The sequence below is a fragment of the Burkholderia sp. Bp8986 genome (assembly GCF_003854225.1).
In the GTDB taxonomy this organism is placed as follows: Bacteria; Pseudomonadota; Gammaproteobacteria; order Burkholderiales; family Burkholderiaceae; genus Burkholderia.
The window spans coordinates 84,521-110,581 of sequence record NZ_QTQM01000017.1 but is presented as its reverse complement, the minus strand read 5'-3'; the positions used below and the strand labels follow the sequence as shown (position 1 = coordinate 110,581).

The following is a 26,061-nucleotide window of genomic DNA, read 5'->3' as shown; positions in this document are numbered from 1 at the left end:
TACATCAGACCGGGAATTTTAACCGTTCAACATGTCCGCCAAAGTCATGAAATGCTAATTTTGTTCGGGAAAACGACAATTATAGGGAGCCGCGCGGCGCAAAAGCCATGCTGCTAACAACTTGATACAGCGCTCCGCACCCTTGCCGGCAACGGAATTTCCCACCAAATCAAGCGCATTTCCGAGAACATCGACCAAAAAATCACGCTGAATTCCGATTACTTTTCTTTTTTCCGGGAAACCCGCAGGATCCGCCTCTCATGACCCCCACCCCCATCGCCATCGGCGACATCCAAGGCTGTCATTCAGCTTTCCAGTCGCTGTCCGAAAAGCTTTCAGCCCCCGCCGACACCCCGCTATGGATCGCCGGCGACATCGTCAACCGCGGCCCCGACTCCCTTGCCGCGCTGCGCGCGCTGGTCGACCTCGGCCCGCGCGCGACCGTCGTGCTCGGCAACCACGACCTCCATCTGCTCGCGGTGTCAGCCGGCATCCGCACCGAACGCCCGGGCGACACGATCGGCGAAATCCTCGACGCACCCGACGCCGACGCGCTGCTGGACTGGGTCCGCCACCGCCCGTTCGCGCACTTCGAAAACGACATGCTGCTCGTGCACGCGGGCGTACTGCCGCAATGGGACACATCGCTCGCGCTCGAACTCGCGGACGAACTCCAGCGCGCACTGCGCGCCCCCGACTGGCGCGACACGCTTCAAGGCCTGTACGGCAACGAACCGAATCAATGGAGTCCGAACCTGAAAAAACGCGACCGGATGCGCGTCGCGTTCAACGCGTTCACGCGCTTGCGGTTCTGCACGCCCGATGGTGCGATGGAGTTCAAGGCGAACGGCGGCCCCGACAGCGCGCCACCGGGCTACCTGCCGTGGTTCGACGTACCGGCGCGCCGCACCGAAAACGTAACGGTCGTGTTCGGACACTGGGCCGCGCTCGGCCTGATGCTGCGCGACAACGTCGTCGCGCTCGATTCGGGGTGCGTATGGGGAAATCAATTGTCGGCCGTACGGCTGACGGCCGACCCGACGCAGCGTACGGTCACGCAGGTGCAGTGCGAGGCGTGCCGCACGCCGGGCGGCGAGTAGCCCGCACGCGCGGCGTGCGGACGAAATGAAGCATCACCCTTCGCGCCCAGGCACCGGCTGTTCGGCAGCCGCATCGCCCGCCGTGCCGGCGCCGATTTCGGTCGCCGGATACGCATGCTTCGCCAATTCAGCCAGCGACTCGGGCGACGGCTTGCCGACCCTCGCCTGCAGCGTCTCGAGCGCGGCCGCGATCGCATCGCGCGCCGCCGCCGACGTCGCGCGCCGATCACCGCCCGGCGCGATCGGCTCGCACACGTACAGGTGCGCGACGAGCGGACCACCGCGCAACACCATGTCGAGCGACATTCCGAGCGACAGCTCGCCCGTATACGCCGGCGCGACCGACTGCCGCCGCTGCGCGTCCTCGTACATGAGGCAGATCGGCTGCACCGCGCAGCCGGCCGACACCGCGGCCTGAAACAGGTTCGCGTGGAACGGCAGCAGCGCCTGCCCGTCCGACGTCGTGCCCTCCGGAAACACACACATCACACCGCCGTTGCGCAACCGGTCGGCCATCTCGTGCATGACCCGCATCGCCTCGGTGCGCTTCTCGCGCTGCAGGAACACGGTGTCGAGCTTCTCCGCCAGCCAGCCGACGACCGGCCACTGCCGCACCTCGGCCTTCGACACGAACGGCGTCGGCCGCCATGCGTTGATCGCGTAGATGTCGAGCCACGACACGTGATTGCCGACCACGAGCGCGCTCGCGTCGAGCCGCGCGCCGTCGTTGTGGACGACGAGGCGCATCCCGCAGATCCGCAGCATCTTGAGCGACCAGCGGCGCGTCATTTCGGCGCGGCGCGCGGGCGTGACATGCGAAAAGCGCAGCGCGACGATCGCCATGCCGCGCAGCAGGTGAAAGACGAGACGCAGCTTGCGAAGAGCGGTCATGGCGAAGATCCGGCTGGGTTCAGTGACGCTCGAACGCGACCTGCCCCGCCACGAGCGTCGCACGCACGCAGGCCGGCAGTTCGTAGCCGAGGAACGGCGAGTTGTGGCCCTGGCTCTTCAGCACGCGCGGCTCGACGCGCCAGTGCGCGCGCGGGTCGAACACGCACAGGTCGGCCGCGCCGCCTTCGGCCAGGCGGCCCGCCGGCAACTGCAGCACGTCGGCCGGCGCGGCCGTGATGCGGCGCAGCGCCTGCGCGAGCGGCGTGTTCGTTTCATCGGCCCACTTCACCGTGAGCGACAGCAGCAGTTCGAGCCCCGTCGCGCCCGGCGTCGCTTCGGCGAACGGCAGCAGCTTCTCGTCGTCGTCGACCGGCGTGTGATCGGAGCAGATCGCATCGATCGTGCCGTCGGCGAGCGCCGCGCGGATCGCTTCGCGATCGCGCTCGCCGCGCAGTGGCGGATCCAGCCGGAACTGCGAATCGAAGTAGCCGATGTCGACGTCGATCAGGTGCAGGTGGTTCACACCGACGTCGCACGTCACGGGCAGCCCCTCGGCCTTCGCCGCGCGCACGAGCGCCAGGCCGGCCGCCGACGACAGGCGGGCGAGGTGCACGCGCGCGCCCGTCACGCGCATCAGTTCGAAGATCGTGTGCAGCGCGATTGTCTCGGCCGCGACCGGCACGCCGGACAGCCCGAGCCGCGACGCGAGCGCGCCGCTCGCGGCGACGCCGCCGCGGCCGATGAACGCGTCGAGCGGTCGCAGCCACGTCGTGTAACCGTAGGTGCTCGCGTATTGCAGCGCGCGCAGCAGCACCTGCGTGTCGCGCACCGGCACGTTCGCATGCGTGAAGCCGACGCAGCCCGATTCGGTCAGCGCGACCATCTCGGTGATCACTTCGCCCTTGAGGCCGACGGTGAGCGCGCCGAGCGGATGGACGTTCGCCTGGTGCAGGTTGCGGGCACGGAACTTGAGCATCTCGACGAGGCCCGGCTCGTCGAGCACGGGGTCGGTGTCCGGCGGGCACACGAGGGTCGTCACGCCGCCCGCGACGGCCGCGGCCATCTCGGACGCGAGCGTCGCCTTGTGCTCGTAGCCGGGCTCGCGCAGCCGCGCGCACAGGTCGACGAGACCGGGCGCGACGATCAGGCCCGACGCGTCGATCGTCTTCTCCGCGTCGAAACCGGCCGGCGCCGTACCTGCTGCCGCGAGCGCGGCGATCTTGCCGTCCGCGACGAATACGTCGGCCTGCCGCTCGGTGCCGGCGACCGGGTCGATCAGCGTGCCGCCTTTGATATGAATCTTCATGCGCTGTCTGTAAATGCGTTGATTGCGTGAATAAGGATGCGCGAAAGCGGGCTCAGTCGCTGTTGCCGGCGACGATGCCCATCACCGCCATCCGCACGGCGATGCCGAACGTGACCTGGTTGAGGATCACCGACTGCGGGCCGTCGGCGACCTGCGAGTCGATCTCGACGCCGCGGTTCATCGGGCCCGGGTGCATCACGATCGCGTCGGGTGCGGCGAGCGCGAGGCGCTCGGGCGTCAGGCCCCACGTCTTGAAATATTCCTGCGCGGACGGCAGCAGCGCGCCGCTCATCCGCTCGTTCTGCAGGCGCAGCATGATGATCACGTCGACGCCCTTCAGGCCTTCGTCGAGGTTGTGGAACACCTTCACGCCCATCTGCTCGAGGCCGCCCGGCAGCAGCGTGCGCGGGCCGATCGCGCGCACTTCCGGCACGCCGAGCGTGGTGAGTGCGTGGATGTCCGAGCGCGCGACGCGCGAATGCAGGATGTCGCCGACGATCGCCACGCGCAGCTTCGTGAAGTCGCGCTTGTAGTGACGGATCGTGTACATGTCGAGCAGGCCCTGCGTCGGGTGCGCGTGCCGGCCGTCGCCCGCGTTGATCACGTGCACGTGCGGCGCGCAGTGCTCGGCGATCAGGTACGGCGCGCCGCTCGACGCATGGCGCACGACGAACAGGTCGGCATGCATCGCCGACAGGTTGTTGATCGTGTCGAGCAGCGACTCGCCCTTGCTCGTCGACGACGCGTTGATGTTCAGGTTCAGCACGTCGGCCGACAGGCGCGTCGCGGCGATCTCGAAGGTCGTGCGCGTGCGCGTCGAGTTCTCGAAGAACAGGTTGAACACCGACTTGCCGCGCAGGAGCGGCACCTTCTTCACCTCGCGGTCCGTCACGCTGACGAACTGCTCGGCCGTGTCGAGGATGTGGTTGACGATCGAGCGCGGCAGGCCCTCGATCGACAGCAGGTGTTTCAACTCGCCGTTTTTCGTGAGCTGCGGGTTGCCCTTCAGGAAACCGTAGCGGAACCGCTCGGGGCTCGCGGCCGCGGCGGGATTGCCGGTGCGGCCAGTGGTGTCGGTGGTCATGGTGTGCGTGATTCCAACTATGCAAACGGGCCGCGGTACGAACCGGCGGCCCGGGATACGGTTGCGCGGTTCGCTCAGGCGCCGTGCGCCTCGATGCGCAGCGTGAGCTGCGCGGCTTCGTCGCGCGCGAGCACGAGCGTCGCATCGGCCGGCACGTCGAGGGTGCCGCCCGCGAAACGCGCGGCGACCGGCAGTTCGCGGCCGCCGCGATCGGCGAGCACCGCAAGCTCGACCGCGGCCGGACGGCCGTAGTCGAACAGTTCGTTGAGCGCGGCGCGCACGGTGCGGCCGGTGTACAGCACGTCGTCGACGAGCACGATGCGCGCGCCGTCGACCTCGAACGGCAGCGACGTGGGGCTCGCCTGGCTGTGCAGCCCCTTCTTCGCGTAGTCGTCGCGATGCAGCGCGACGTTCACGACGCCGAATCCCGGCGCGCCGAGATCGCGCGCGAGGCGCTCGGCGAGCCAGGCGCCGCCGCTGTGAATGCCGGCGAGCCGCGGGCCGCCCGGCTCGGCGAAGGCCGTGCCGTATGCGTCGCGGATCTGGTCGAGCAGGACGCAGTAGAGCGCGTCGGCATCAATGGTGCTCATGGTCGGACAATTGATCGAGATACTGTTGAAGGATCACGCGCGCGGCCTCGGCATCGAGTATCTCGGCGCGTGCGCGCCCGCGCACGTTGCGCTCGCGCAGCCCGGCCTCGGCCTCGACCGACGAATAGCGTTCGTCGACCCACGTGACGGGCAGCCCGAAGCGGCCGTTCAGCTGGTTGCCGAAACGCTTCGCCTGCTGCGTCATGTCGTGCGGCGTGCCGTCCGGATGCATCGGCAGGCCGACGACGAGCGCGTCCGGCCGCCATTCGGCCAGCAGTTCGCCGACCGCCTTGAAACGGTGCTCGCGGTTCAGGTTGGGAATCACGACGAGGGCGCGGGCCGAGCGCGTCAGCGCATTGCCGATCGCGACGCCGATCCGCTTCTCGCCGTAATCGAACGCCAGGAGCGTCGCATCGCGCGCGCTCGCGCCACTCATGCGTGCCCTGCTTCGCCGGACAGCATCGACGAGCTGACGCCGAGCAGGCCAAGTGCGGCTTCGAAACGCTCCTCGGCCGGCGTGTCGAACACGATGCGCGGATCGGCGGCGACCGTCAGCCAGCCGTTGCGGGAAATTTCTTCCTCGAGCTGCCCGGCGCCCCAGCCGGCATGGCCGAGCGTCAGCAGGAAGCGCTTCGGGCCGGTGCCCGTCGCGACCGCCTCGAGCACGTCCTTCGACGTCGTCATCTCGAGCCCGCCCTCGACCGACATGGACGAGTTGTAGTTCGCGCCCTCGACCGGCTCGTGCAGCACGAAGCCGCGCTCGGTCTGGACCGGGCCGCCGAAGTACACGGGAATGTGCAGCAGCGGCTCGATGTCGAGCTTCAGGTCGATGCGGCTGAACAGCGATTCGAGGTCGATGTCGGTGGGCCGATTGATGACGAGGCCGAGCGCACCGCGCTCGCTGTGATCGCAAAGATAGACCACCGTTCCTGAAAACGTCGGATCCGCCATGTTCGGCATGGCGATCAGGAACTGGTTGGTGAGATTGATGCGATCGGAAGGCTTTGACATGGTTTGAATTTTAGCAAAGACGCCGCGGCCTGACCGGGCCGCGATCAACAAGCAACGCCGCACGACGCTGGCAACGACGCGCGCGGATCACATGGCACTCTAACACGCGCGCGGGCGCTGTCGGCAGCGTGTTGCCGGCCCGCGTGGCAAGGGCTGCCGCCGCGGTCGCGCCCCGTTGCGCGTCAGCTCGGGGCAAGCGCCGCGCCGAGCGCCTCGGACGCCGCGGTCAGGTCCGGCGGCGCCACCCCCGCGGCGATCTTCAGCAGCGCGCCGCGCAGCAGGTCGGATGCCCGGCCGTGCGCGTCGAGCCCGCCGTCGGCGAGCGGCAGGCCGTGTGCGGCACGGCGCCACGCGAGCCCGAGCGTGTCGGCCAGCAGCGCCGCGTGACCGAGCCCGAGCGCGCATGCGGCCGTACCGACCCGGTAGGCGGCCGCGGACGCGCGCCATGCGGCCCCCGCATCGGCCGTGGCCGCATCGACGGCCAGATCGGCCATCGACGCGTCGGCCGTCTGCAGGAAATCCTCATACGCGTGCGCGTTGACGGTCACGACGCCGAGCATGCGGGTGGGCGCCGCCGCGACCGCCTCATGCTCGGCCTGCGCCGCGCCGGCTTCCCACAGCGCCTCGGACGCGGGCGTGCCGGCGACGTGCCAGTCCACGGTCAGCCCATAGTCGTGCAGCACGTCGACGAGCGCGACGTCTTCCGCGGCCGCGCCGAACAGCGCGAAATCGCGCCACAGCAACGCAACCGTCTCGCGCACGAGCGCCGGCGGCGCGCGGCGCCTGCCCTGCGCGTGTTCGCCGAGCAGCAGGTTGGTCCGTGCGAGGAAACGCTTCAGTTCGGGCGCGGCGCTCGCGCGCAGCGCGCGCAGGCACGCGGCGGCGAGCCGCCAGAAGTCGTACGGCGCGTCGTCGGCCAGCGCGGTCAGGGTCGTGTCGAGCTCGTCGAGCGCCGCGTCCGGCGTGCCGTGCGGCGCCCGCAGCACGCCGAGCAGCGCCTGCTCGTAACGGGCCCGCGCGCGGCTCGCGAATGCGTCGGGCAACGCGCGCAGCGTCGCCGGCGGCGTCGCGCGCCCGACGAGTGCCAGCGTGTCGAGCGGCACGCTCGCGTGCAGGTCGGCCGAGCCTTGCGCACGCAGCGCACGGAAATGGTCGAACAGGATGGGCGAGCAGGCCAGCTCGCGCAGATTGTGGCGCCCGACCGCCGCGCTGAAATCGCGCAACGCGAGGCGCCAGGCGGCGCAAGCCGGTTCGGCGGCGACGAGCGGCGCCGCGGCGGCGAGTTGCCCCGCGAATCGGGCGGCCGGCAGCCAGCCGGCCTCCGCCAGCACGGCGGCAGCGGCCGACAGCGGCGCGGCCGCGTCGTCGCGACGCTCGAATGCGTCGGCGGCCGCCGCAAGCCACGCGTCGGCCGCGCGCACGGCCCCGCCGCGCGGGTTGGGTAATGCGTCAGGGTGGGGAACGTTCGCCGGATCGGCCGTCATGGACACGCGCGCCTGTCATCGTCAAGTCGCTCGCGCCGGCCTCGGCGCGCAAGCACCCGGCAACCGCGAGGCCGCAGCCGGGTGTCCGTTGGCCAAGGGTCCGGTCAGATCTGGACCATCTCGAAGTCTTCCTTGCGAGCGCCGCATTCGGGGCACGTCCAGTTGATCGGGACGTCTTCCCAGCGCGTGCCCGGGGCGATGCCCTCTTCGGGCAGCCCGGCTTCTTCGTCATAAATCCAGCCACAAATCAGGCACATCCAGCTCTTGTATTCCATCTTAAGCCGCGTCGGGAAAAGTCGGTAAATTCGGGAGCCATGATGGTACCGTGTCGGGGCCGGACTGCCTAGCAATCGCGCTGGAGTACGGCGACTACGTTGCGCTGCGCTAAAAAATCCGTCGTGCGGGCCGGATTCCGCCGCATAATGGCTGGAAAGTGCGGCCTGCCGGGCAACACAGGGCCCAAACGCCCACTTCGCCTCGCCGTCCGCAGTTCCGTCGCTTCCCCGTTTTTTTCTTGCCCCATTTTTACATGTCCAGCAACGCCCCTCCGATCGTCCTCACCTTCGGCCTGTCCGATCCCACCGGCGGCTCCGGCCTCCAAGCCGATCTGATGACACTGGCGAGCATGGGCTGCCACGGCGTGTCCGTCCTGACGGGCTATACCGTGCGCGACTCGGCCGCCTGCGACGAAGTGACCGGTCTCGATCCCGATGTCGTCGCCGCCCAGGCGCGCATGCTGCTCGAGGACATGCCGGTCGCCGCGTTCAAGATCGGCGCGGCGACGCGCGCGGAAGTCGTGAGCGCGATCGCCGAAGTGGTCGCCGACTACGACGGCGTGCCGCTCGTGCTCGCGCCGGACTTCACGCTCGACGACGAGCACGTGCTCGCCGCCGACGACCTGCGCGAATCGATCGCCGACCTGCTCGCGCCGCAGACGACGCTGCTGGTCGCCGACCACGCGACGCTGATCGCGCTCGCGCAGCCGGACGGCGATGCCGAGGCGCCGAATCTCGACGCGGCCGTGTCGCACCTGCTGTCGCAGGGCTGCGAGTACATCCTGTCGTCGGAAACGGGCTCGCACCGGCTCGTCAACACGCTGTACGGCGAGGAAGGCCAGCTTCGCGAAGACATGTGGGATCGCTCGCCGCACCGGTTGATGGGCATCACCGATACGCTCGGCGCGGCGATCGCGGCACTGCTCGCGAATGGCCAGGAGCCGCCCGAGGCGGTGCGCGAGGCGCAGGAATACCTGTACCAGGCCGTGCGCGACGCGTTCCGGCCCGGCATGGGCGCGTACCTGCCCGACCGGTTCTTCTGGGCCCGCAGCAACGATGAGGAAGGCGGACGCCCGGTGACGGAAAGCAGCAAAACCTCCCCGCGGATCGCCCGGCATTGAACCCGCACGGCGGCCCCGCGCCGCCGTTGCACGTGGCTCACCCTCGCGCGGGGGCGGCAGGTCCGCCCGCGAATGTCCGCCCCTTTTTGCGCGCACATAAAAAAAGACCCGCATCGCTGCGGGTCTTTTTCTTTGGCTGGAGCGCGCATCGCTGCGCGCCCCGGACACCATCGACCGAAGTCGATTACATGTCCATGCCCATGCCGCCCATGCCGCCCGGCATGCCGCCCGGCATCGGTGCGTCTTCCTTCGGCAGTTCTGCGACAGCTGCGTCCGTCGTCAGCAGCAGGCCTGCAACCGAAGCTGCGTTCTGCAGCGCGGTGCGCGTGACCTTGGTCGGGTCGACGACGCCGGCTTCAACCATGTCGACGTACTCGCCCGTTGCTGCGTTGTAGCCGTAGTTGCCCGTGCCTGCAGCCACTGCCGCCACCACGACGCTCGCTTCTTCGCCGCCGTTCGTGACGATCTGGCGCAGCGGCTCTTCCATTGCGCGCAGCACGATCTTGATGCCGGCGTTCTGGTCGGCGTTCGCGCCGGTCAGGCCTGCGATCGCGGTGCGAGCGCGGATCAGCGCAACGCCGCCGCCTGCCACGATGCCTTCTTCCACAGCTGCGCGCGTTGCGTGCAGTGCGTCTTCGACACGTGCCTTCTTTTCCTTCATTTCGACTTCGGTCGCAGCACCGACCTTGATCACTGCCACGCCGCCGGCCAGCTTGGCCACGCGCTCTTGCAGCTTTTCACGGTCGTAGTCCGACGTCGCTTCTTCGATTTGCGTGCGAACTTGCTTGACGCGCGCTTCGATGTTCACGGCTTCGCCTGCGCCGTCGATGATCGTCGTGTTTTCCTTGCCCACTTCGATGCGCTTCGCCTGGCCCAGTTCTGCCAGCGTTGCCTTCTCGAGCGTCAGGCCGGTTTCTTCCGCGACGACTTGACCGCCGGTCAGGATCGCGATGTCTTCCAGCATCGCCTTGCGACGATCGCCGAAGCCCGGCGCCTTGACCGCAACGGTCTTCAGGATGCCGCGGATGTTGTTGACGACCAGCGTTGCGAGCGCTTCGCCTTCGACGTCTTCAGCGATGATCAGCAGCGGACGGCCAGCCTTCGCGACTTGCTCGAGCACCGGCAGCAGATCACGGATGTTCGACACCTTCTTGTCGTGCAGCAGCACGAACGGGTTGTCGAGGACGGCGACTTGCTTGTCCGGGTTGTTGATGAAGTACGGCGACAGGTAGCCGCGGTCGAACTGCATGCCTTCGACGACGTCGAGTTCGTCAGCCAGCGACTTGCCGTCTTCGACGGTGATCACGCCTTCCTTGCCGACCTTGTCCATCGCTTCAGCGATGCGATCACCGATCGACGTGTCGCTGTTCGCCGAGATCGAGCCGACCTGTGCGATTTCCTTGTTCGTCGTGCACGGCTTGCTGATCTTCTTCAGCTCTTCGACAGCCGCTGCGACTGCCTTGTCGATGCCGCGCTTCAGGTCCATCGGGTTCATGCCCGATGCGACGTACTTCATGCCTTCGCGAACGATCGATTGCGCGAGGACGGTTGCCGTCGTCGTGCCGTCGCCTGCGTTGTCGCTGGTCTTGGAAGCGACTTCCTTGACCATTTGCGCGCCCATGTTCTGGAGCTTGTCCTTCAGCTCGATTTCCTTCGCGACCGACACACCGTCCTTGGTGACCGTCGGGCCGCCGAAGCTGCGCTCGAGCACGACGTTGCGGCCCTTCGGACCCAGCGTGACCTTGACTGCGTTGGCGAGAATGTTCACGCCTTCGACCATCTTCGAACGGGCGGAATCGCCGAATACGACGTCTTTAGCTGCCATCTTCTAACTCCTTGAATTCTTGGGAATATGTACCGTCGGTGGACGCTTACTGCGCGTTGACCACGGCCATGATGTCTTCTTCGCGCATGACCAGCAGTTCCTGGCCGTCGACCTTGACGGTCTGACCAGCGTACTTGCCGAACAGCACGCGATCGCCGACCTTCACGTCGAGCGCGATCGCCGCGCCCTTGTCGTCGCGCTTGCCCGGGCCGACCGCGAGGATCTCGCCTTGATCCGGCTTCTCAGCAGCAGCTTCGGGGATCACGATGCCCGAGGCGGTCTTGGTTTCCTGATCCAGGCGCTTGACGATCACGCGATCGTGCAAAGGACGAAGGTTCATATTCACTCCTCTCTTGACTGAGATTGAAGAACGCTTAGGGAATCTGCCCGGCGGGTCGCCCGGCAGAGAATTGTTAGCACTCTCGTGCAGCGAGTGCTAATTATATGGACGGGTTTTGACAAATTCAAGAAGGGGAGCGGGAGGTTTTTTCGTGCGGGGTGGAACGGCGAGAAAACGGGGATAAATCAAAAAAGATCATTCAAAACAATCACATACACATCAACCCCGCACACCGGCAGCGGACGGGGATACGGGATATCCCGACCATCGCCCCAATTTGACACGGGGCAGGCACCGAGTTCCCGCGGTCGTCCGGTATCGCATGAAAAGGGCCGCTCGGACGCCAACGAGGCCGGGACAGACCGCGAGATCGTCACATGTCAGGACAGCCGGCGACCGGCTGGAACGTCCGGCCGTCGGTCTCGACCGTCGCGCCCAGCCGGCGCGCGAGCCCTTTTGCGCCTTCGCGCATCACGACGTCGTGATTCCAGGCGAACAGCGGGCGCGCGACCGGCTCCAGCCAGTTCATCCAGCGCTCGCGCGTGCGGATGTGCCAGTCGTAGCGCACGACGGTGCGCGTGCCGTCGCCGGCGAACGACCAGCAGCCGTCGCCTTCGATCGCGCCGCTCGCGCGGCCTTCGAGCGCATGCAGCCGCTCGACGCGCAGCACGCGCATGTCGAAGGTCAGCCGGTACGGCAACGCGCCTTTCCACGTGTAGCGCTGCAGCGCGCCGACGCCGCGCGCATCGCCGGGTTCGATCTCGACGGTCCGCACGGCGCTCTTCCACCAGTCGGGCCAGCGATCGACCTGGTAGATCGCGTCCCAGACCGCCGCGAGCGGCGCGTCCACGCGCCACGTCGTCGAAAACCGGTATTCCGCCATGCTGCCTCCGGCATGAGTCGTCGGGATCAGGAATCAGGGGGAGAAAAAGCGGGCGGGAAACGCGACGTCGATCTCGACGTCGTCGAGCGTGACCGTCTCGAGCGGCGCGCCGTCGTCGTCCGCGAAGCTGACCACCTTCAGCGGAAAGCCGTCCTCGGTGTCCAGCCACAGACGATAGCGATGCACGCCGTCGACCACGTGCGCGGGTGCGCCCGTCACCGACACGCGCAGCGTGGTGCGGCCGCCGACGGTTTCCTGGCCCTCCGTCACCGTCGCACCGCCCTGCTGCAGCGCATGCACGTTGCGCAGCAGCACGCCGACGTCCGACCGGTCGACGCGATGGCCGCTGCGATTGCGCAGGAGCGGATTGGACGGCGACAGCGTCAACGCGGGCAGCGCATGCTCGCCGAACGGGCGCAGCCGGACCTTGCCGTCGCCGGGATCGTACGCGAGCACCGCGCCGTGATGCGGCGACACGAAGTCCATCCGGACGAAACCGGGTTTCAGGTACGCATAGTGGAATTCGGCGTGCTCGCCGCTTCGCGCCGACGAGCGGATCGTCGCGCGGTACGAGTGGACCTGGTCGAAATGCGTCTGCGCGACGGTCACGGGGTCGGCTGTCATGCTCGCTCCTATCAGGCTCGCGGCCAGCAACGCGGCGATCATGGCGCCGCCTCGACGTCGAGCACGCCTTCCATTCCGCGCTCGCGATGACTGCGCAAGAACAGCAGCCGATGCGTGCAATAGTAGGCGAAGCGGCCGGGCGTCGTCGGCGTGAAGCGCAACGTGCGCGGCGTCGTGCCGAGTTCGGTGCGCACCGCGATGCCGGCCTGCGGCGCGTCGATCGCGAAACTGTGCGGCACGACGCCCGGTTCGGCCGATACGGTCAGCTCCACCGGCACGTGCGCGCGGACGATCACGTGGTTCGGGCGAAAGAAATAGCTGCCGCCGACGATCGCCACCCGCTGCACGCCGTCGGCGTCGACCGGCACGCGCACCGGGGCATCGCCGTCCGCCCGCGCGAGCCCGGCGCATGCCGCGAGCGCCACCGTCACCATCGCCACCTTCGCGTTCATCATTGGCTCCCTGCCGATACCGCGTGCATCACCCCTTCCACGCGTCGGTCGGCCCGCCGAGCGCGCCGCATGCCTCGATCGCGAGCTCGCGCAGGCGTCGTTCGTCGGCGCGCCCGGAGAGCGCAAAACCCATGCCGCGATCCGACCAGAAATACGTATGGCGGCCGTCGGCCGACATCGCCTGGGGCGCGAAACGCCGCGCATCGTAGGCCGTCATGTAGAGCGTCACGCGCTTGCCGTCCGCGCGCTGGTACATGAGTTGCGCCGCCGGCCCCGCGTCGCCCGGCAGGAGCCGGCCGCCCAGCAATGCATAGCCGTATTCGTCGAGCGACGGCGCGCGCACGGGCCGCCCGAGACGCGCGGACAGCCACGCGGCAAGGCGCGCCGGATCGCGTGCGTCGACCTCGACCGGATGCTCCCGCTCGGCCGCGTACACGGCGTAAGCGACGTCCGCGCGTGCGGCGAATGCCGGCTCGGCGCCGAACGTCGTCCAGCCCGCGTGCAGCGCGATGCCGATCACCAGCCCGACCGCCAGCCCCGCGAACGCATAGGCAAGGCCACGCCAGCGCGGCGCGCGCCGCTGCACGAACAGCGCGGGTGCGGCAGCCGGCAGCGGGAACAGCGCGTGCAACGCATCGCGCTGCGCGCCGTAATGCGCGAACCGGTCGGCCTCCCGCGGATCGGACCGCAGCCGCTCGAGCACCTCGCGGCGCTCCTGCCCGGACAGCTCGCCGTCGAGCAGCGCCGACAGCAGCTGGGCCGACACGACATCGTCCCGATCGTTCGAAGGTTTGCGCGGATCGTCGTCGTCCATCATGTCTTCCCGATCACCCGTAACGCGGCCGCGCCGTGCGCCGGCGGCTCGCCGGACAACAGCGCACGCATCTGTTCACGCGCCCGTGACAGCCGCGACATCACAGTCCCCACCGGCACGCCGAGCACCTGTGCGGCGTCGCGGTAACTCAGCTCCTCGAGCGCCACCAGCAGCAGCACCTCGCGCTGCTCGACCGGCAGCCGGTACAGCGCGCGCTGCACGTCGCGCAGCAGCAGGCCGCCGATCTCGTCGTTCGGCGCGGCCATCGTCTGCCACGGCGCGGTCGCATCGTCGACCGCGATCTCGCGCCGCGCGCGCAACTGGTCGATGAAGCGGTGGCGCAACAGCGTCAGCAGCCACGCGCGCAGGTTGCCGCCGTCACGTGGCGGCCGGTTCAGCGCGCGCTCGAGCGTGTCCTGCACGAGATCGTCCGCCCAGGCCCGATCGCCCGTCAGCGCGCGCGCATACCGGGTGAGATGCGGCAGCCACACCAGCAGGTCCGATTCGTAGCTCATCCGGATGCCTTGCGCGTCGCCGCGCCGTCAGCCCGTCAGTCCGTTCTCAGGGGCGCGCAACGTGCCACATGCCGCCGACGCCGTCGCCGCCCGCGTCACCGGCCTTGTGGTCCATCTTCCAGCGGTACAGCGGACGGCCGCGGTACGCCCATTGCTTCTTGCCGTCGTCGCGCGTGACGAGGCTCAGTGCGCCCGACGCCTTGTCGTATCCGTCGGCGAGCGCCGGCGGCCAGTTGGCCGCGCAGGTGCCGGTGCACGTGCTCTTGCCCGGCGCGTCGTGATCGAACACGTACAGCGTCATGTGATCTTCGTCGACCAGTTTCCCGTCACCGGCCTGCGGCGGCTCGGCGGCCGCGGGCCGCACGATCGCGGCCATCAGCGCGATGGCGAACAGCATCGTCTTCATTCCCGTTCTCCTTGGCATGGCATCGCGGCACGGCGGCGCCGGACGGGACGTCGACTACGTCATGACCATTATCCCGCTGTCCGGCTGCGCCGCGACTCGGTAAGTAAACGGACGAATCCGGCCGGTTATTCCATTCCGCCCCGCAATTCAGTGCCATTCCTCCCGTGAGACAGACCGGGAACCCCCAAAAAAACGCGGCATGACATTGCTGTCATGCCGCGTTGTGCGACCCGTTGCGCGCGGCAGGCGATGAACCGTCGCCGCGCGCGCCGGCCGGTTACCTCGGCAATGCGCCCGTCACCGCCTGCAGCAGCGTCGACACCGGTGCGAGCGGGTTGTTCGCCGAGTTGTTGCCCGAGTGCGGCGTGACCGACAGGCTCGGCGTGGAACCCAGCGCCGTGCCCAGCGTCGTGCCGGCCGCATTGACGACCGTCGCCGTCGCGTTGCCGCCCGTCGACAGCAGCGAACCGGCTGCCCCCGCCGTGCTGCCCGCCGCGCTCGCGCCCGAGCCGAGCAGGCTGCCGCCCGCTGCAGCCGTCGAACCGGCCGCGCCCGACAACGCGCCGGCCGCCTGCCCGAGGGCCGCCGGACCGTTCGCCAGGGCCCCCGTCACCGAACCGAGCGCACCGGTCAGCGCGGCGGCCGGGTTGCTGCCGCCGGTCAGGCCGCTGACGAGGTTCGTGATCGGCGCGATCGGGCTGCTGCCGCCTGCGCCCGACAGCGTGCCGACGACCTGGTTCACGACGCCCTGCACCGGCGCCAGCGGGTTCGTGCCGCCGAGGCTGCCGAGTGCGCCCGTCACCGAACTGACCGCGTTGCTCAGTGCGCCGGCCGGGTTGCTGCCGCCGAGCGTACCGACCACCTGGTTCACGACGCCCTGTACCGGGGCCAGCGGGTTCGTGCCGCCGAGGTTGCCGAGTGCGCCCGTCACCGAACTGACCGCGTTGCCCAGTGCGCCGGCCGGGTTGCTGCCGCCGAGCGTGCCGACGACCTGGTTCACGACGCCCTGTAGCGGCGCCAGCGGGTTCGTGCCGCCGAGGTTGCCGAGTGCGCCCGTGACCGAGTTGACCGCGTTGCCCAGTGCGCCGGCCGGGTTGCCGCCCGTCGGCAGCGCGTTTTGCAGGCCGCTGACGAGGTTCGTGATCGGCGCGATCGGGCTGCCGCCGCCGGCGCCCGATAGCGTGCCGACGACCTGGTTCACGACGCCTTGTACCGGCGCCAGCGGGTTCGTGCCGCCGAGGCTGCCGAGCGCGCCCGTCACCGAGTTCACAGCGTCCGTCAGTGCGCTGGCCGGGTTGCCATTGCCGAGCGTGCCGGCGAGTTGCGTGACGGCGCCTTGCACCGGGGCCAGCGGGCTCGACGCGCCACCGATGTTGCCGAGCGTACCCGTGATCGTATTGACCGCGTTGCTCAGCGCACCAGCCGGATTGCCGCTGCCCAGCGTGCCCGTGACCTGGTCGACGACGTTCTGGATCGGCGCCAGCGGGTTCGTGCCGCCAACGTTGCCGAGTGCACCCGTCACCGTGCCGAGGGCGCCGGTCAGTGCGCCGGCCGGGTTGCCGCCGCCGACGTTGCCGAGTGCACCCGTCACCGTGCCGAGGGCGCCGGTCAGTGCGCCGGCCGGGTTGCCGCCGCCGACGCTGCCGAGTGCACCCGTCACCGTGCCGAGAGCACCGGTCAGTGCGCCGGCCGGGTTGCCGCCGCCGACGTTGCCGAGTGCACCCGTCACCGTGCCGAGAGCGCCGGTCAGTGCGCCGGCCGGGTTGCCGCCGCCGACGCTGCCGAGCGCTCCCGTCACCGTGCCGAGAGCGCCGGTCAGTGCGCCGGCCGAGTTGCCGCCGCCAAGCGCACCCGTTACTTGATTCACCACGCCCTGAACCGGCGCGAGCGGATTCGTGCCGCCACCGACGTTGCCCAGTGCGCCCGTCACCGTACCGATTCCGTTACTCAGCGTACCCGTCGCCGTATTGAGCGCGCCGGTCAGTGCAGCAGCGGGGTTGCCACCGCCGAGCGCGCCCGTTGCTTGATTGACGACACCTTGAACCGGTGCCAGCGGGTTCGACCCGCCACCGACGTTACCCAGCGCACCCGTGACCGTACCGAGCGCGCCGGTCAGCGCGCCGGCCGGGTTGCCGCCACCGAGCGCCCCCGTCACTTGATTGACGACACCTTGAACCGGCGCCAGCGGGTTCGACCCGCCACCGACGTTACCCAACGCACCCGTGACCGTACCGAGGGCGCCGGTCAGCGCGCCGGCCGGGTTGCCACCACCGAGCGCCCCCGTCACTTGATTGACGACACCTTGAACCGGCGCCAGCGGATTCGCACCGCCGCCGACGTTACCCAGCCCGCCCGTCACCGTGCCGACCGCATTGCTCAACGTCCCCGTCGCCGTATTCAGCGCGCCGCTCAACGCACCGGCCGGGTTGCCGCCACCGAGCGCTCCCGTCACCTGGTTCACCACGCCTTGTACCGGCGCGAGGGGCGTCACCGCGCCGCCACCGCCGCCGAGCGCGCCCTGCAGCGCGTTCACCGCGCCCGACAACGCCTGCGCCGGATTGCCCAGCGACGTCTGAATCGCGCCGGCCCCACCCGTCGCAACGGTGACCGAACCCAGCGGCGACGTGCCGGTCGCGGCCAACCCGATCGATACGCTGTTGGTCGGCGGATTCACGACGACTTGCGGAATCGGCAGCGCATCGAGCGGCCCGGCGACAGCCGAACCGGAAACCAGTACCCCGAACACCGTCGTGACCGACAGCGCCACACCCGTCAATTTAAAGTTTTGTCTCATCCTTACCCCATCTCGTTGGCACTACGTTGATAAAGCATGGGGATCGATTGCACGAAGTGTGCCATCCGGATAAAACGGATTGATTCGTTGGCCTATTGCAAGCCAATAACGGTTTTATATGGATTTCCGGGTAAATAAACGGGTCGCGCAGCCGCAATCATCTGACGATAAATGTGTCGGGAGCGCGGATGTAACGTAACGTTTGCGAGGCCGGAAGTGACGTGTTCCGGTACATCCCGGGTCACATCGGAACGTCCGTTGCGAAACGTCGCCGGATGGCCCGGACGGACCGCCTGCTTCGCATTTCATCTTCATGAAAATGCATTAATAAATCGCGCGTTTTCTGTTTTGCTTATTTCGCGATTTCTTTCCGGTCAATTGCGCAGATCATTTCCGGCTGCAAGACTTCACTCAATACGGACAGCCGAATGAAAAACTGTGACGGCCGCACACGCGGCGGCCGTCGTATCGCAACGGGTTCAGCCGAAGCGCGCGGGCCGGTACGGATGGGGATCGATGAAGGTCGGGGCGCCCGTCATCATCTCGGCGAGCAGACGCCCGGTCGCGGGGCCGAGCGTGAGCCCGTGGTGACAGTGGCCGAACGCGAACCACAGATGACGATGGCGCGGCGCAGGCCCGATTACGGGCCGCATGTCGGGCGTGCACGGCCGCATCCCGAGCCACGGCGCCGGATCGAGCCGCTCGCCGATGCCGAACGCGTCGCGCGCCAGCGGCTCTGCCCGTGCGAGCTGCACGCCGGTCGGCGGCGCGCCGCGCAACGCGATCTCGACGCCGGTCGTGAGCCGCAGGCGGCCGCCTTCCATCGGCGCGACGACGAAACCCTCCTCGGTATCGCACACGGGCACGTTCAGCGACGCGCGGGTCGGCCGGTAATGCATGTGATAGCCGCGCTTCGCGCGCAGCGGAATCCGGTAGCCGAGCGGCGCGAACACGTGATCGGACCACGGCCCGAGCGCAACCACGGCCGAACGGGCCGCAATCGGCCCGTGCTCGGTATCGACCTGCCAGCCGTCGCGCACCTGCGCGAGCGTCGTCGCGTCGCCGCGTACGAACGTGCCGCCGTCGTGCTCGAACAGCCGCGCGTACGCCTTCGTGAGGCCGCCGGGGCTCGACACCGTCTTCGGGTCCTGCCAGTGGAATGCGCCGCAGAACGCGTCGCCGATGCCGGGCTCGCGTTCGCGCAACGCGCGCGCGTCGAGCACACTCATCCGCAACCCGTGCGCGTCGGCCACCCGCTGCTGCGCGCGCGTTTCCGCGTCGAACAGCGCGGGCGAACGGAACGCCTCGATCCACCCGCCGTCATGCACGAGCGGCTGCGCGTCGGTGCGCGCGAGCAGCGCGTCGTGCTCGACGACGCTCGCCGCGACGAGCGGCAGCATGTCGCGTGCGGCGGCCGCGAGCCGCTGCGGCGACGATTCGCGCCAGAAACGCGCAAGCCAGCCCGCGTACGCGGGCAATGCTTTGTAGTCCCAATAGAGATCGACCGAGCGGTTGCGTGCGTAGCGCAGCAGCGTGCCGAGCCGGCGCGGGAACGCGTACGGCACGACCGACGAGCGCTCGATCAGCCCCGCATTGCCATGGCTCGTTTCCTCGCCGGGCGCGCGCCGGTCGACGAGCGCGACACGCAGCCCGCGATCCTGCAGATGCAGCGCCGACGACACGCCGACGATGCCGGCCCCCAGAACGATGACGTCGAAATCCATGCTTCCCCGTACTGCGTCGAGATTCGGTGCGACGCGCGCCGGCACCGCGGCCGGCGCGCGGCCTGGCTTACTTCGCGACGATGTCGCGCTTGAAATACTTCTGCGACAGCGCGCTCAGCGTGCCGTCCTTCTTCAGCGCGTCGAGCGCGCCGACGATCTTCGCCTGCAGCGCCTTGTCGCCCTTGCGCAACCCGAAGCCGGTGCCTTCGCCGAGCGTCGCGGGATCCTTCAGCGGCTCGCCGACGATCTGGTAGTCGCGGCCGGCCGGCTTGTCGAGGAAACCGTCCTGCGCGGTCTGCGCTTCCTGCACGGCCGCGTCGAGACGACCGGCGACGAGATCGGCATAGATCTGGTCCTGGTCCTGATACGACACGACGTCCACGCCCGCATTGGCCCAGTGCGCCTTCAGGAAATCCTCCTGCGACGAGCCCTGCAGCACGCCGACGTGCTTGCCGCGCAGACTCGCGGCATCGGGCCGCAGCGGCGAGCCGCGGTGCGCGACCATCACGATCGGCACCACGTAGATCGCCGGCGTGAAATCGATGCTCTGCTTGCGCTTCGCGGTGATGTTCATCGCCGAATTGATCGCATCGAACTTGCGCGCCTGCAGCGCCGGGATCAGCCCGTCGAACGCATTCTCGACCCACACGCACTTCATGTTCAGCTTCGCGCAGACGGCATTGCCGACGTCGACGTCGAAACCCTGCAGCTGGCCGGCCGGCGTCTTGCTCTCGAACGGCGGATAGGCGGCTTCGATCCCGAAGCGCAGCGTGGTCTGTTCCGCGTGGGCGGTGACGGCCGCGCACGCAAGCGCCGCGACGGCGCAGAGGGAAAGCTTCCAGTTCATGACGATGTCCTTCGATTCCGGATTGAGGCGATGAAGACCGTTCGCGCGACGCCGTCGCCGGGCGCCGGATCGGCATGCGATGCATGCCGGCCGCCGGGCGGCAACATGCCGGTCCGCATGTGAAATATAGACTCTTAGTCTACTATAGACTATAGGGGATACGATAATCGCGGCCTCGCTGCTGCCCATCGAGATTCCGTCGATTACGCAAAATGCCTTTGATTCATCGATGTTTTTTCGACTGACAGCGGCTCGGGCCTGTCCTGAAAAGAAAAATTCACCCGACTTCTTTTGTCTATATTAGACTTTTAATCCATCACGAACACCGCCGGACGCCCGCTTTCGAGACTGTCCTGTCCGGCCCCGACCGGAGAAGTTCCATGACGCAACCCGCCCCGACCCTGCCGCTGACCGTCGACGAAGCCGCGGTGCGCGCGGCGCTGCCGTCGCTCGACGTGCTCGGCACGCTGCGCCGCATGTTCGCGTCGCTCGCATCGGCCCGCGCGGTGCAGCCGCCGCAAACCCTCACGCTGTTCCCCGAGCAGGCCGGCGATTTCATCACGTATCTCGGCGCACTCGCCGACGAGCAAGTGTTCGGCGCGAAGCTGTCGCCATACGTCGTGACGGGCGGCAAACCGATCGTCACGGCGTGGACCGCGCTGATGTCGATGCGCACCGGCCAGCCGCTGATGTGGTGCGACGCGGGGCTGCTGACGGTCGAGCGCACGGCCGGCACGACGGCGCTCGCGGTCGACTGCCTCGCGCCGCGCGATGCGCGCCGGCTCGCCGTGATCGGCGCGGGCGCGGTGGGCCTCGCACATCTGCGCCATACGGCGGCATTGCGCGACTGGGCATCGATCAGCGTCCATTCGCCCGCGCTCGCCGGCGACCCGGCGCTGCAGGCGACGCTCGCGCGGATCGATCCGCGCGCCCGTGCGGCCGCCAGCGTCGAGGCGTGCGTGCGCGACGCGGACGTCGTGATGCTGTGCACGTCGTCGGGCACGCCGGTGCTCGCCGACGGCATGCTCACGCGCCCCGCGCTCGTCACCTCGATCAGCACCAACGTCGCGCGCGCGCACGAGATCCCGCCCGCATGGTTGCCCGACATGGACGTGTACTGCGACTACCGGCACACGACGCCCGCGAACGCGGGCGAGATGCAGATCGCGGCGGCCGGGCACGGCTGGACACCGGAGCGGATCGTCGGCGACCTGCCCGCGCTCGTCGCAGGCACCTGCGCGGCGCCGTCGCGCACGCGTCACGCGTTCTTCCGCTCGATCGGCCTCGGGCTCGAGGACATCGCGATCGCACACGCGCTGTACATGCATCTGACGCGCGCATGAGCAGCACGCGCACGCGGGGCCGATACAATGGCGCAACCGCCGCGGCGGCAGCGCGGGGGCGCACGGGCGAGCCGGTGGACGGCACGCCGGCGCGCCGTGCCGACGCACCGCCCGGCTCCCGCTCACCCGAGATGGCGATTCCGATGCGCAAGAAGCAATCCCCCGTCAAAGACCTGCTGCTCACCCGCTACGCACCGATCGCCGACGGCATCGCGGCGCTGTTCTTCCCGTACGCGGAAGTCGTGATCCACGACCTGCACGACCAGACCGTGCTGTACCTCGCGAACAACCTGTCGAAGCGCGAGGTCGGCGACGATTCGGCGCTCGAGGAAATCGATCATTCGGCGCGCGAGCGCGTGATCGGCCCGTACGAGAAACTGAACTGGGACGGCCGGCGCATGCGTTGCGTGAGCAACGTGCTGTTCGACGACGAAGGCCGGCCGGCCGGGATGATGTGCATCAACTTCAACATCGCGGTGTTCGACGACGTCCGCGCGACGCTCGACGTGTTCATCAAGGGCGCGGGCATCGTCGCGCAACCGGACGAGCTGTTCCGCGACGACTGGCAGGAGCGCATCAACACGTTCCTGCACGGCTGGCTGCGCGAGCGGCAGGTCGGCCTGAACGGCCTCACGCGCGAGCACCGGCGCGAACTCGTCGAGGCGCTTTATGCGGAAGGCGCGTTCCGCGGCAAGAGCGCCGCGAACTACGTCGCGAACGTGCTCGGGATGGGGCGCGCGACCGTCTACAAGCACCTGAAGCATCTGAAGGAAACGCAGGGCGACGTGTGAGCGACATGTGCTGCGGGCGTGGTCGCTTGGTCGCCAAGCTTGCCGCCTTCACCGTTCACCATCACTAACATCGGCGCCGCTACCGGTTCGCGCGGTCCGTGACTATGCTTCGTGATACGTCAGGGGCCGGCCCGTTCCACGCGGGCCAGCCCACGGCGTAGCGTCGAAGCACAAAATGCTATAGTCCCGGTTACATTTATTTGCCGCCCCGGACCGCCCATGACGACCACCCCCGCCCCGACTGCCCGCCCGATCCTGACCGTCGAAATCTGGTCCGACCTGATCTGCCCGTGGTGCTGGATCGGCAAGCGCCGCTTCGACGAGGCGCTCGCCGCATTCGCGCACGCGGAGCACGTCGACGTCGCGTTGCGTGCGTACCGGCTGATGCCGGGCCAGCCGGTCGAACCGGTGGAGGCGATGCTCGCGGGCAAGTACCGGATGTCGCCCGCGCAGGTCGACCAGATGTTGCGCCAGGTGACCGACGCGGCAGCGAGCGTCGGGCTGAGCTACGACCTGCCCGGCACGTTCGTCGGCGACACGCTCGACGGCCATCGGCTCGTGAAGCTCGCGGAAGCCACCGGCCGCGCCCATGCGCTGACCGAGCGCCTGTACCGCGCCTATTTCTGCGAGCACGGCTCGCTGTTCGACCATGCGGCGCTGATCGACTTCGCGGTCGAAGCGGGGCTCGAGCGCTCGGCCGTCGAAGCCGTGCTGCGCAGCGATGCATACCGTGACGAAGTCGAGGCCGACATCGCGCGCGCCGCGCAGATCGGCGGACGCGGCGTGCCGCTGTTCGTGTTCGGCGGCCGCTACGCGGTATCGGGTGCGCAGCCGGCCGACGTGTTCGCGCAGGCGCTCGAGCAGGCATGGCGCGACGGCGCCATCGTCGAATTCGCCGGCGACGCCGCCGCCGCTTGCGGCCCCGACGGCTGCGAACTCCCGCCGCGCGGATAACGTCCGGCGCCGCGCGACACGCGCTGCCGCTACGCGTCGCCCCTGCCACAAACCGGCAGGAAGCGCACGCGAACGACGTCTACAATTCAGCCTTTCAAATAACTATCAGAGAGAAGGCTGCCAGCCATGACCCACGGGATCCACGGCGAGAAGCGCTGGTACGCGCTGATCGTCCTCTGCCTCGGCGTGCTGATGATCGTGCTCGACAGCACGATCGTAAACGTTGCACTGCCGTCGATCAGCACCGACCTCCATTTCACCGAGACGGCCCTCGTGTGGGTCGTCAACGCCTACCTGCTGACGTTCGGCGGCTGCCTGCTGCTCGGCGGCCGGCTCGGCGACCTGTACGGCCAGCGGCGCATGTTCCTCGCGGGCCTCGTCGTGTTCACGCTCGCGTCGCTCGCCTGCGGCCTCGCGCAATCGCAGACGATGCTGATCGCCGCGCGCGCGGTGCAGGGCTTCGGCGGCGCGATCGTGTCGGCCGTGTCGCTGTCGCTGATCATGAACCTGTTCACCGAGCCGGGCGAACGGGCGCGCGCGATGGGCGTCTACGGTTTCGTCTGCGCGGGCGGCGGCAGCATCGGCGTGCTGCTCGGCGGGCTCTTGACGAGCACGCTGTCGTGGCACTGGATCTTCCTCGTCAACCTGCCGATCGGCATCGCCGTCTATGCGATGTGCGTCGCGCTGCTGCCGCGCCTGCGCGCGCCGGCCGGCGCCGCGCGGCTCGACGTCGCGGGCGCGATCACCGTGACCGCGTCGCTGATGCTCGCGGTCTACGGGATCGTCGGCGGCAACGAGGCCGGCTGGCTGTCTACGCAAACCGTCGTGCTGATCGGCGCGGCCGTCGTGCTGCTCGCGCTGTTCGTCGCGATCGAGGCGCGCGTCGCGCATCCGCTGATGCCGCTCACGCTGTTCGCCGCGCGCAACGTCGCGCTCGCGAACGTGATCGGCGTGCTGTGGGCGGCCGCGATGTTCGCGTGGTTCTTCCTGTCCGCGCTCTACATGCAGCGCGTGCTCGGCTACGGACCGCTGCAGGTCGGGCTCGCGTTCCTGCCGGCGAACCTGATCATGGCCGCGTTCTCGCTCGGGCTGTCGGCGCGGATCGTGATGCGTTTCGGCATCCGCGGCCCGATCGCCGCCGGCCTGCTGATCGCGGCGTGCGGCCTCGCGCTGTTCGCGCGCGCGCCGGCCGACGGCAACTTCGTCTGGCACGTGCTGCCGGGCATGACGCTGCTCGGCATCGGCGCGGGCGTCGCGTTCAATCCGGTGCTGCTCGCCGCGATGAGCGACGTCGATCCGGCCGATTCGGGGCTCGCGTCGGGCATCGTCAACACCGCGTTCATGATGGGCGGCGCGCTCGGCCTCGCCGTGCTCGCGAGCCTCGCGGCCGCGCGCACCGATGCGCTCGCGGCGGCACACGCCTCGCCGCTCGACGCGCTGAACGGCGGCTACCACGCCGCGTTCGCCGTCGGCGCCGCATTTGCGGCCGCGGCCGGGCTGCTCGGCCTCGCGCTGCGCATCCGCCGCCAGGACGCCGTTGCGGGCGCCGGCCCCGCGATGCATTGACGGCCGTCCGGCCTGAATCGGGGAGAGTTCCGCCCCGCCGCACCCGATGGCCCGCCATCGGCGTCGCAACCCGGCAACGCCGGCACGCCACCCCGCCCGGCCCGGCGCCTTTTCAAACGTTCGTTTGACCCGCCGGGAACGGCCCGTCCGGCGGGCCTTCCCGGCCGATTTTTAACGTAGTCGTACACCGAAGCGCCACTTTTGCGACAATGGCGGACTTTGATGCGCGCGCCGCGGCCGCGCGCCGCCGCCGAACGCCGCATAACCGCCTGCTTCCGATGTCGCTTCCCCATATCGATCTGCTGTACTCCCTGTCCGGCCTGTTCGTCGGCGTTCTCGTCGGCCTGACGGGCGTCGGCGGCGGTTCGCTGATGACGCCAATCCTCGTGCTGCTGTTCGGCGTCCACCCCGCGACGGCGGTCGGCACCGATCTGCTGTACGCGGCCGCGACCAAGGCCACCGGCACCCTCGTCCACGGACTGAAGGGGTCGATCGACTGGCGCATTACCGGCCGGCTCGCGGCCGGCAGCGTCCCGGCCGCGGCCGTCACGCTGTGGCTGCTGCACACGCACGGGATGAATTCGCCCGGCACCGCGCGAATGATCCAGTTGGTGCTCGGCATCGCGCTGCTGCTCACGTCGCTCGCACTGATCTTCCGCCCGCAGTTGACCGCGCTCGCCGCGCGCAACCCGCTCCTGCCGAATCCCGCGCGCACGTTCTGGTCGACCGTGCTGACGGGCGCCGTGCTCGGCGCGCTCGTGTCGATGACGTCGGTCGGCGCCGGCGCGATCGGCGTCACCGTGCTGTTGCTGCTGTACCCGCTGCTCGCGACCGCGCGCATCGTCGGCTCCGACATCGCGCACGCGGTGCCGCTCACGCTCGTCGCCGGCATGGGCCACTGGCTGCTCGGCTCGGTCGACTGGTCGATGCTGCTGTCGCTGCTGCTCGGCTCGCTGCCCGGCATCGTGCTCGGCAGCCTGCTGTCGGCGCGCGCGCCCGAGCGGCTGCTGCGCAACCTGCTCGCCTCGACGCTCGTCGCGGTCGGCGTGCGGCTCGTGCTCGCGTAAGCGGCGCGGCTGCCGCCCGCCACGGCAGACACCGCCATCTTCCCGCCCCTGATGGAAGAGATCGGCACGATTTGTCGGTGGAGAATTTCCCTCGATACAGGGACGTGCATCCCCTTTCGAGGATCAAGCCGCGGCGAATCTCACGCGGCCCCGACAACGCCCCGTCGGTCGACGACTCACGGGCACCGTGGAAGATCACAGCATCGCGAGCCACATGCGCGATGTGATGCATGACCGGCCAGCACGCGACGCCG

Annotated in this window: 26 protein-coding genes; 7 read left to right on the top strand and 19 right to left on the bottom strand. The window is 68.9% G+C overall.

Annotated elements, in window-relative coordinates:
* Positions 1–260 precede the first annotated feature (260 nt).
* Positions 261–1,100: a symmetrical bis(5'-nucleosyl)-tetraphosphatase gene (locus DID99_RS17555; protein ID WP_124667217.1), complete on the top strand. Its 840-nt coding sequence runs from the start codon at positions 261–263 to the stop codon at positions 1,098–1,100.
* Between the two features lie 33 nt (positions 1,101–1,133).
* Here DID99_RS17555 and DID99_RS17550 read toward each other — a convergent pair whose 3' ends face one another.
* The 8 genes from DID99_RS17550 to DID99_RS17515 form a co-directional block, all read right to left on the bottom strand.
* The gene (locus tag DID99_RS17550) at positions 1,134–1,991 is read right to left on the bottom strand and encodes a 1-acyl-sn-glycerol-3-phosphate acyltransferase (protein WP_124667216.1); all 858 of its coding nucleotides are present in this window, start codon (positions 1,989–1,991) and stop codon (positions 1,134–1,136) included.
* Positions 1,992–2,010: 19 nt separating this feature from the next.
* Positions 2,011–3,297, bottom strand: coding sequence for a dihydroorotase (locus DID99_RS17545; RefSeq protein ID WP_124488743.1), 1,287 nt, complete (start codon positions 3,295–3,297; stop codon positions 2,011–2,013).
* Between the two features lie 52 nt (positions 3,298–3,349).
* On the bottom strand, positions 3,350–4,381 hold the full coding sequence (locus DID99_RS17540; protein ID WP_044846292.1) for an aspartate carbamoyltransferase catalytic subunit: 1,032 nt from the start codon (positions 4,379–4,381) through the stop codon (positions 3,350–3,352).
* A gap of 74 nt (positions 4,382–4,455) precedes the next feature.
* Complete coding sequence (gene pyrR / locus DID99_RS17535; protein WP_124573019.1) at positions 4,456–4,971, bottom strand: bifunctional pyr operon transcriptional regulator/uracil phosphoribosyltransferase PyrR; 516 nt, start codon at positions 4,969–4,971, stop codon at positions 4,456–4,458.
* Positions 4,958–5,407, bottom strand: coding sequence for a Holliday junction resolvase RuvX (gene ruvX / locus DID99_RS17530; protein WP_124488742.1), 450 nt, complete (start codon positions 5,405–5,407; stop codon positions 4,958–4,960). The genes pyrR and ruvX overlap by 14 nt, the downstream gene beginning before the upstream one ends.
* Positions 5,404–5,982, bottom strand: a complete 579-nt coding sequence (locus DID99_RS17525; RefSeq protein WP_044846295.1) for a YqgE/AlgH family protein — start codon at positions 5,980–5,982, stop codon at positions 5,404–5,406. The genes ruvX and DID99_RS17525 overlap by 4 nt, the downstream gene beginning before the upstream one ends.
* A gap of 182 nt (positions 5,983–6,164) precedes the next feature.
* Positions 6,165–7,466 (bottom strand): hypothetical protein, encoded by a 1,302-nt coding sequence (locus DID99_RS17520; protein WP_124667215.1) that lies wholly within the window; start codon positions 7,464–7,466, stop codon positions 6,165–6,167.
* A gap of 104 nt (positions 7,467–7,570) precedes the next feature.
* Positions 7,571–7,741, bottom strand: coding sequence for a rubredoxin (locus tag DID99_RS17515; RefSeq protein ID WP_004186709.1), 171 nt, complete (start codon positions 7,739–7,741; stop codon positions 7,571–7,573).
* A gap of 254 nt (positions 7,742–7,995) precedes the next feature.
* On the opposite strand from DID99_RS17515, the gene DID99_RS17510 reads away from it, so the two are divergent.
* Positions 7,996–8,862, top strand: coding sequence for a hydroxymethylpyrimidine/phosphomethylpyrimidine kinase (locus DID99_RS17510; protein WP_044846297.1), 867 nt, complete (start codon positions 7,996–7,998; stop codon positions 8,860–8,862).
* Between the two features lie 184 nt (positions 8,863–9,046).
* Here DID99_RS17510 and groL read toward each other — a convergent pair whose 3' ends face one another.
* The 11 genes from groL to DID99_RS17450 all read right to left on the bottom strand — a co-directional run bounded on the left by groL (position 9,047) and on the right by DID99_RS17450 (position 20,086).
* Positions 9,047–10,687 carry a chaperonin GroEL gene (gene groL, locus DID99_RS17505; RefSeq protein ID WP_044846298.1) on the bottom strand — a complete coding sequence of 547 codons (1,641 nt, stop codon included), beginning with the start codon at positions 10,685–10,687 and terminating at the stop codon, positions 9,047–9,049.
* A 46-nt stretch (positions 10,688–10,733) separates the two neighbouring features.
* A complete protein-coding gene (gene groES, locus DID99_RS17500) occupies positions 10,734–11,027 on the bottom strand; it encodes a co-chaperone GroES (RefSeq protein WP_014897904.1) in 294 nt (97 codons plus the stop codon).
* A gap of 373 nt (positions 11,028–11,400) precedes the next feature.
* Positions 11,401–11,910: an SRPBCC family protein gene (locus DID99_RS17495; protein WP_124488740.1), complete on the bottom strand. Its 510-nt coding sequence runs from the start codon at positions 11,908–11,910 to the stop codon at positions 11,401–11,403.
* Between the two features lie 33 nt (positions 11,911–11,943).
* Positions 11,944–12,576, bottom strand: a complete 633-nt coding sequence (locus DID99_RS17490) for a DUF1571 domain-containing protein (RefSeq protein ID WP_124522837.1) — start codon at positions 12,574–12,576, stop codon at positions 11,944–11,946.
* On the bottom strand, positions 12,573–12,986 hold the full coding sequence (locus tag DID99_RS17485) for a quinol oxidase (RefSeq protein ID WP_124488738.1): 414 nt from the start codon (positions 12,984–12,986) through the stop codon (positions 12,573–12,575). The genes DID99_RS17490 and DID99_RS17485 overlap by 4 nt, the downstream gene beginning before the upstream one ends.
* Positions 12,987–13,014: 28 nt before the next feature.
* Complete coding sequence (locus DID99_RS17480) at positions 13,015–13,800, bottom strand: anti-sigma factor family protein (RefSeq protein WP_409362345.1); 786 nt, start codon at positions 13,798–13,800, stop codon at positions 13,015–13,017.
* A complete protein-coding gene (locus tag DID99_RS17475; RefSeq protein ID WP_044846302.1) occupies positions 13,800–14,315 on the bottom strand; it encodes a sigma-70 family RNA polymerase sigma factor in 516 nt (171 codons plus the stop codon). The genes DID99_RS17480 and DID99_RS17475 overlap by 1 nt, the downstream gene beginning before the upstream one ends.
* 46 nt (positions 14,316–14,361) lie before the next feature.
* Positions 14,362–14,721, bottom strand: coding sequence for a hypothetical protein (locus tag DID99_RS17470; RefSeq protein ID WP_124488735.1), 360 nt, complete (start codon positions 14,719–14,721; stop codon positions 14,362–14,364).
* Between the two features lie 277 nt (positions 14,722–14,998).
* Positions 14,999–17,515 carry a hypothetical protein gene (locus DID99_RS17465; RefSeq protein ID WP_124667214.1) on the bottom strand — a complete coding sequence of 839 codons (2,517 nt, stop codon included), beginning with the start codon at positions 17,513–17,515 and terminating at the stop codon, positions 14,999–15,001.
* A 479-nt stretch (positions 17,516–17,994) separates the two neighbouring features.
* Positions 17,995–19,239 (bottom strand): FAD-binding oxidoreductase, encoded by a 1,245-nt coding sequence (locus DID99_RS17455; protein WP_124523364.1) that lies wholly within the window; start codon positions 19,237–19,239, stop codon positions 17,995–17,997.
* Positions 19,240–19,306: 67 nt separating this feature from the next.
* On the bottom strand, positions 19,307–20,086 hold the full coding sequence (locus tag DID99_RS17450; protein WP_124522832.1) for an ABC transporter substrate-binding protein: 780 nt from the start codon (positions 20,084–20,086) through the stop codon (positions 19,307–19,309).
* 380 nt (positions 20,087–20,466) lie between these two features.
* Between DID99_RS17450 and DID99_RS17445 the strand changes: the two genes are divergently transcribed.
* From DID99_RS17445 to DID99_RS17425, 5 genes are all read left to right on the top strand, one after another.
* Entirely contained in the window at positions 20,467–21,429 is a 963-nt protein-coding gene (locus tag DID99_RS17445) for an ornithine cyclodeaminase family protein (protein ID WP_124522830.1), read from the top strand.
* Positions 21,426–22,220, top strand: coding sequence for a transcriptional regulator (locus tag DID99_RS17440; RefSeq protein ID WP_124522829.1), 795 nt, complete (start codon positions 21,426–21,428; stop codon positions 22,218–22,220). The genes DID99_RS17445 and DID99_RS17440 overlap by 4 nt, the downstream gene beginning before the upstream one ends.
* A 219-nt stretch (positions 22,221–22,439) precedes the next feature.
* Positions 22,440–23,174: a DsbA family oxidoreductase gene (locus tag DID99_RS17435; protein WP_124522828.1), complete on the top strand. Its 735-nt coding sequence runs from the start codon at positions 22,440–22,442 to the stop codon at positions 23,172–23,174.
* Positions 23,175–23,300: 126 nt separating this feature from the next.
* Positions 23,301–24,740: a DHA2 family efflux MFS transporter permease subunit gene (locus DID99_RS17430; RefSeq protein WP_124667213.1), complete on the top strand. Its 1,440-nt coding sequence runs from the start codon at positions 23,301–23,303 to the stop codon at positions 24,738–24,740.
* Positions 24,741–25,018: 278 nt separating this feature from the next.
* Positions 25,019–25,807, top strand: coding sequence for a sulfite exporter TauE/SafE family protein (locus DID99_RS17425; protein WP_124667212.1), 789 nt, complete (start codon positions 25,019–25,021; stop codon positions 25,805–25,807).
* The last annotated feature ends 254 nt before the right edge of the window (positions 25,808–26,061 follow it).

Excerpts from the sequence above, each read along its gene's own strand:
- DID99_RS17555 (WP_124667217.1), top strand. The coding sequence starts at position 261 with ATGACCCCCACCCCCATCGCCATCGGCGACATCCAAGGCTGTCATTCA.
- DID99_RS17550 (WP_124667216.1), bottom strand. The coding sequence starts at position 1,991 with ATGACCGCTCTTCGCAAGCTGCGTCTCGTCTTTCACCTGCTGCGCGGC.
- DID99_RS17545 (WP_124488743.1), bottom strand. The coding sequence starts at position 3,297 with ATGAAGATTCATATCAAAGGCGGCACGCTGATCGACCCGGTCGCCGGC.
- DID99_RS17540 (WP_044846292.1), bottom strand. The coding sequence starts at position 4,381 with ATGACCACCGACACCACTGGCCGCACCGGCAATCCCGCCGCGGCCGCG.
- pyrR (WP_124573019.1), bottom strand. The coding sequence starts at position 4,971 with ATGAGCACCATTGATGCCGACGCGCTCTACTGCGTCCTGCTCGACCAG.
- ruvX (WP_124488742.1), bottom strand. The coding sequence starts at position 5,407 with ATGAGTGGCGCGAGCGCGCGCGATGCGACGCTCCTGGCGTTCGATTAC.
- DID99_RS17525 (WP_044846295.1), bottom strand. The coding sequence starts at position 5,982 with ATGTCAAAGCCTTCCGATCGCATCAATCTCACCAACCAGTTCCTGATC.
- DID99_RS17520 (WP_124667215.1), bottom strand. The coding sequence starts at position 7,466 with ATGACGGCCGATCCGGCGAACGTTCCCCACCCTGACGCATTACCCAAC.
- DID99_RS17515 (WP_004186709.1), bottom strand. The coding sequence starts at position 7,741 with ATGGAATACAAGAGCTGGATGTGCCTGATTTGTGGCTGGATTTATGAC.
- DID99_RS17510 (WP_044846297.1), top strand. The coding sequence starts at position 7,996 with ATGTCCAGCAACGCCCCTCCGATCGTCCTCACCTTCGGCCTGTCCGAT.
- groL (WP_044846298.1), bottom strand. The coding sequence starts at position 10,687 with ATGGCAGCTAAAGACGTCGTATTCGGCGATTCCGCCCGTTCGAAGATG.
- groES (WP_014897904.1), bottom strand. The coding sequence starts at position 11,027 with ATGAACCTTCGTCCTTTGCACGATCGCGTGATCGTCAAGCGCCTGGAT.
- DID99_RS17495 (WP_124488740.1), bottom strand. The coding sequence starts at position 11,910 with ATGGCGGAATACCGGTTTTCGACGACGTGGCGCGTGGACGCGCCGCTC.
- DID99_RS17490 (WP_124522837.1), bottom strand. The coding sequence starts at position 12,576 with ATGATCGCCGCGTTGCTGGCCGCGAGCCTGATAGGAGCGAGCATGACA.
- DID99_RS17485 (WP_124488738.1), bottom strand. The coding sequence starts at position 12,986 with ATGAACGCGAAGGTGGCGATGGTGACGGTGGCGCTCGCGGCATGCGCC.
- DID99_RS17480 (WP_409362345.1), bottom strand. The coding sequence starts at position 13,800 with ATGGACGACGACGATCCGCGCAAACCTTCGAACGATCGGGACGATGTC.
- DID99_RS17475 (WP_044846302.1), bottom strand. The coding sequence starts at position 14,315 with ATGAGCTACGAATCGGACCTGCTGGTGTGGCTGCCGCATCTCACCCGG.
- DID99_RS17470 (WP_124488735.1), bottom strand. The coding sequence starts at position 14,721 with ATGAAGACGATGCTGTTCGCCATCGCGCTGATGGCCGCGATCGTGCGG.
- DID99_RS17465 (WP_124667214.1), bottom strand. The coding sequence starts at position 17,515 with ATGAGACAAAACTTTAAATTGACGGGTGTGGCGCTGTCGGTCACGACG.
- DID99_RS17455 (WP_124523364.1), bottom strand. The coding sequence starts at position 19,239 with ATGGATTTCGACGTCATCGTTCTGGGGGCCGGCATCGTCGGCGTGTCG.
- DID99_RS17450 (WP_124522832.1), bottom strand. The coding sequence starts at position 20,086 with ATGAACTGGAAGCTTTCCCTCTGCGCCGTCGCGGCGCTTGCGTGCGCG.
- DID99_RS17445 (WP_124522830.1), top strand. The coding sequence starts at position 20,467 with ATGACGCAACCCGCCCCGACCCTGCCGCTGACCGTCGACGAAGCCGCG.
- DID99_RS17440 (WP_124522829.1), top strand. The coding sequence starts at position 21,426 with ATGAGCAGCACGCGCACGCGGGGCCGATACAATGGCGCAACCGCCGCG.
- DID99_RS17435 (WP_124522828.1), top strand. The coding sequence starts at position 22,440 with ATGACGACCACCCCCGCCCCGACTGCCCGCCCGATCCTGACCGTCGAA.
- DID99_RS17430 (WP_124667213.1), top strand. The coding sequence starts at position 23,301 with ATGACCCACGGGATCCACGGCGAGAAGCGCTGGTACGCGCTGATCGTC.
- DID99_RS17425 (WP_124667212.1), top strand. The coding sequence starts at position 25,019 with ATGTCGCTTCCCCATATCGATCTGCTGTACTCCCTGTCCGGCCTGTTC.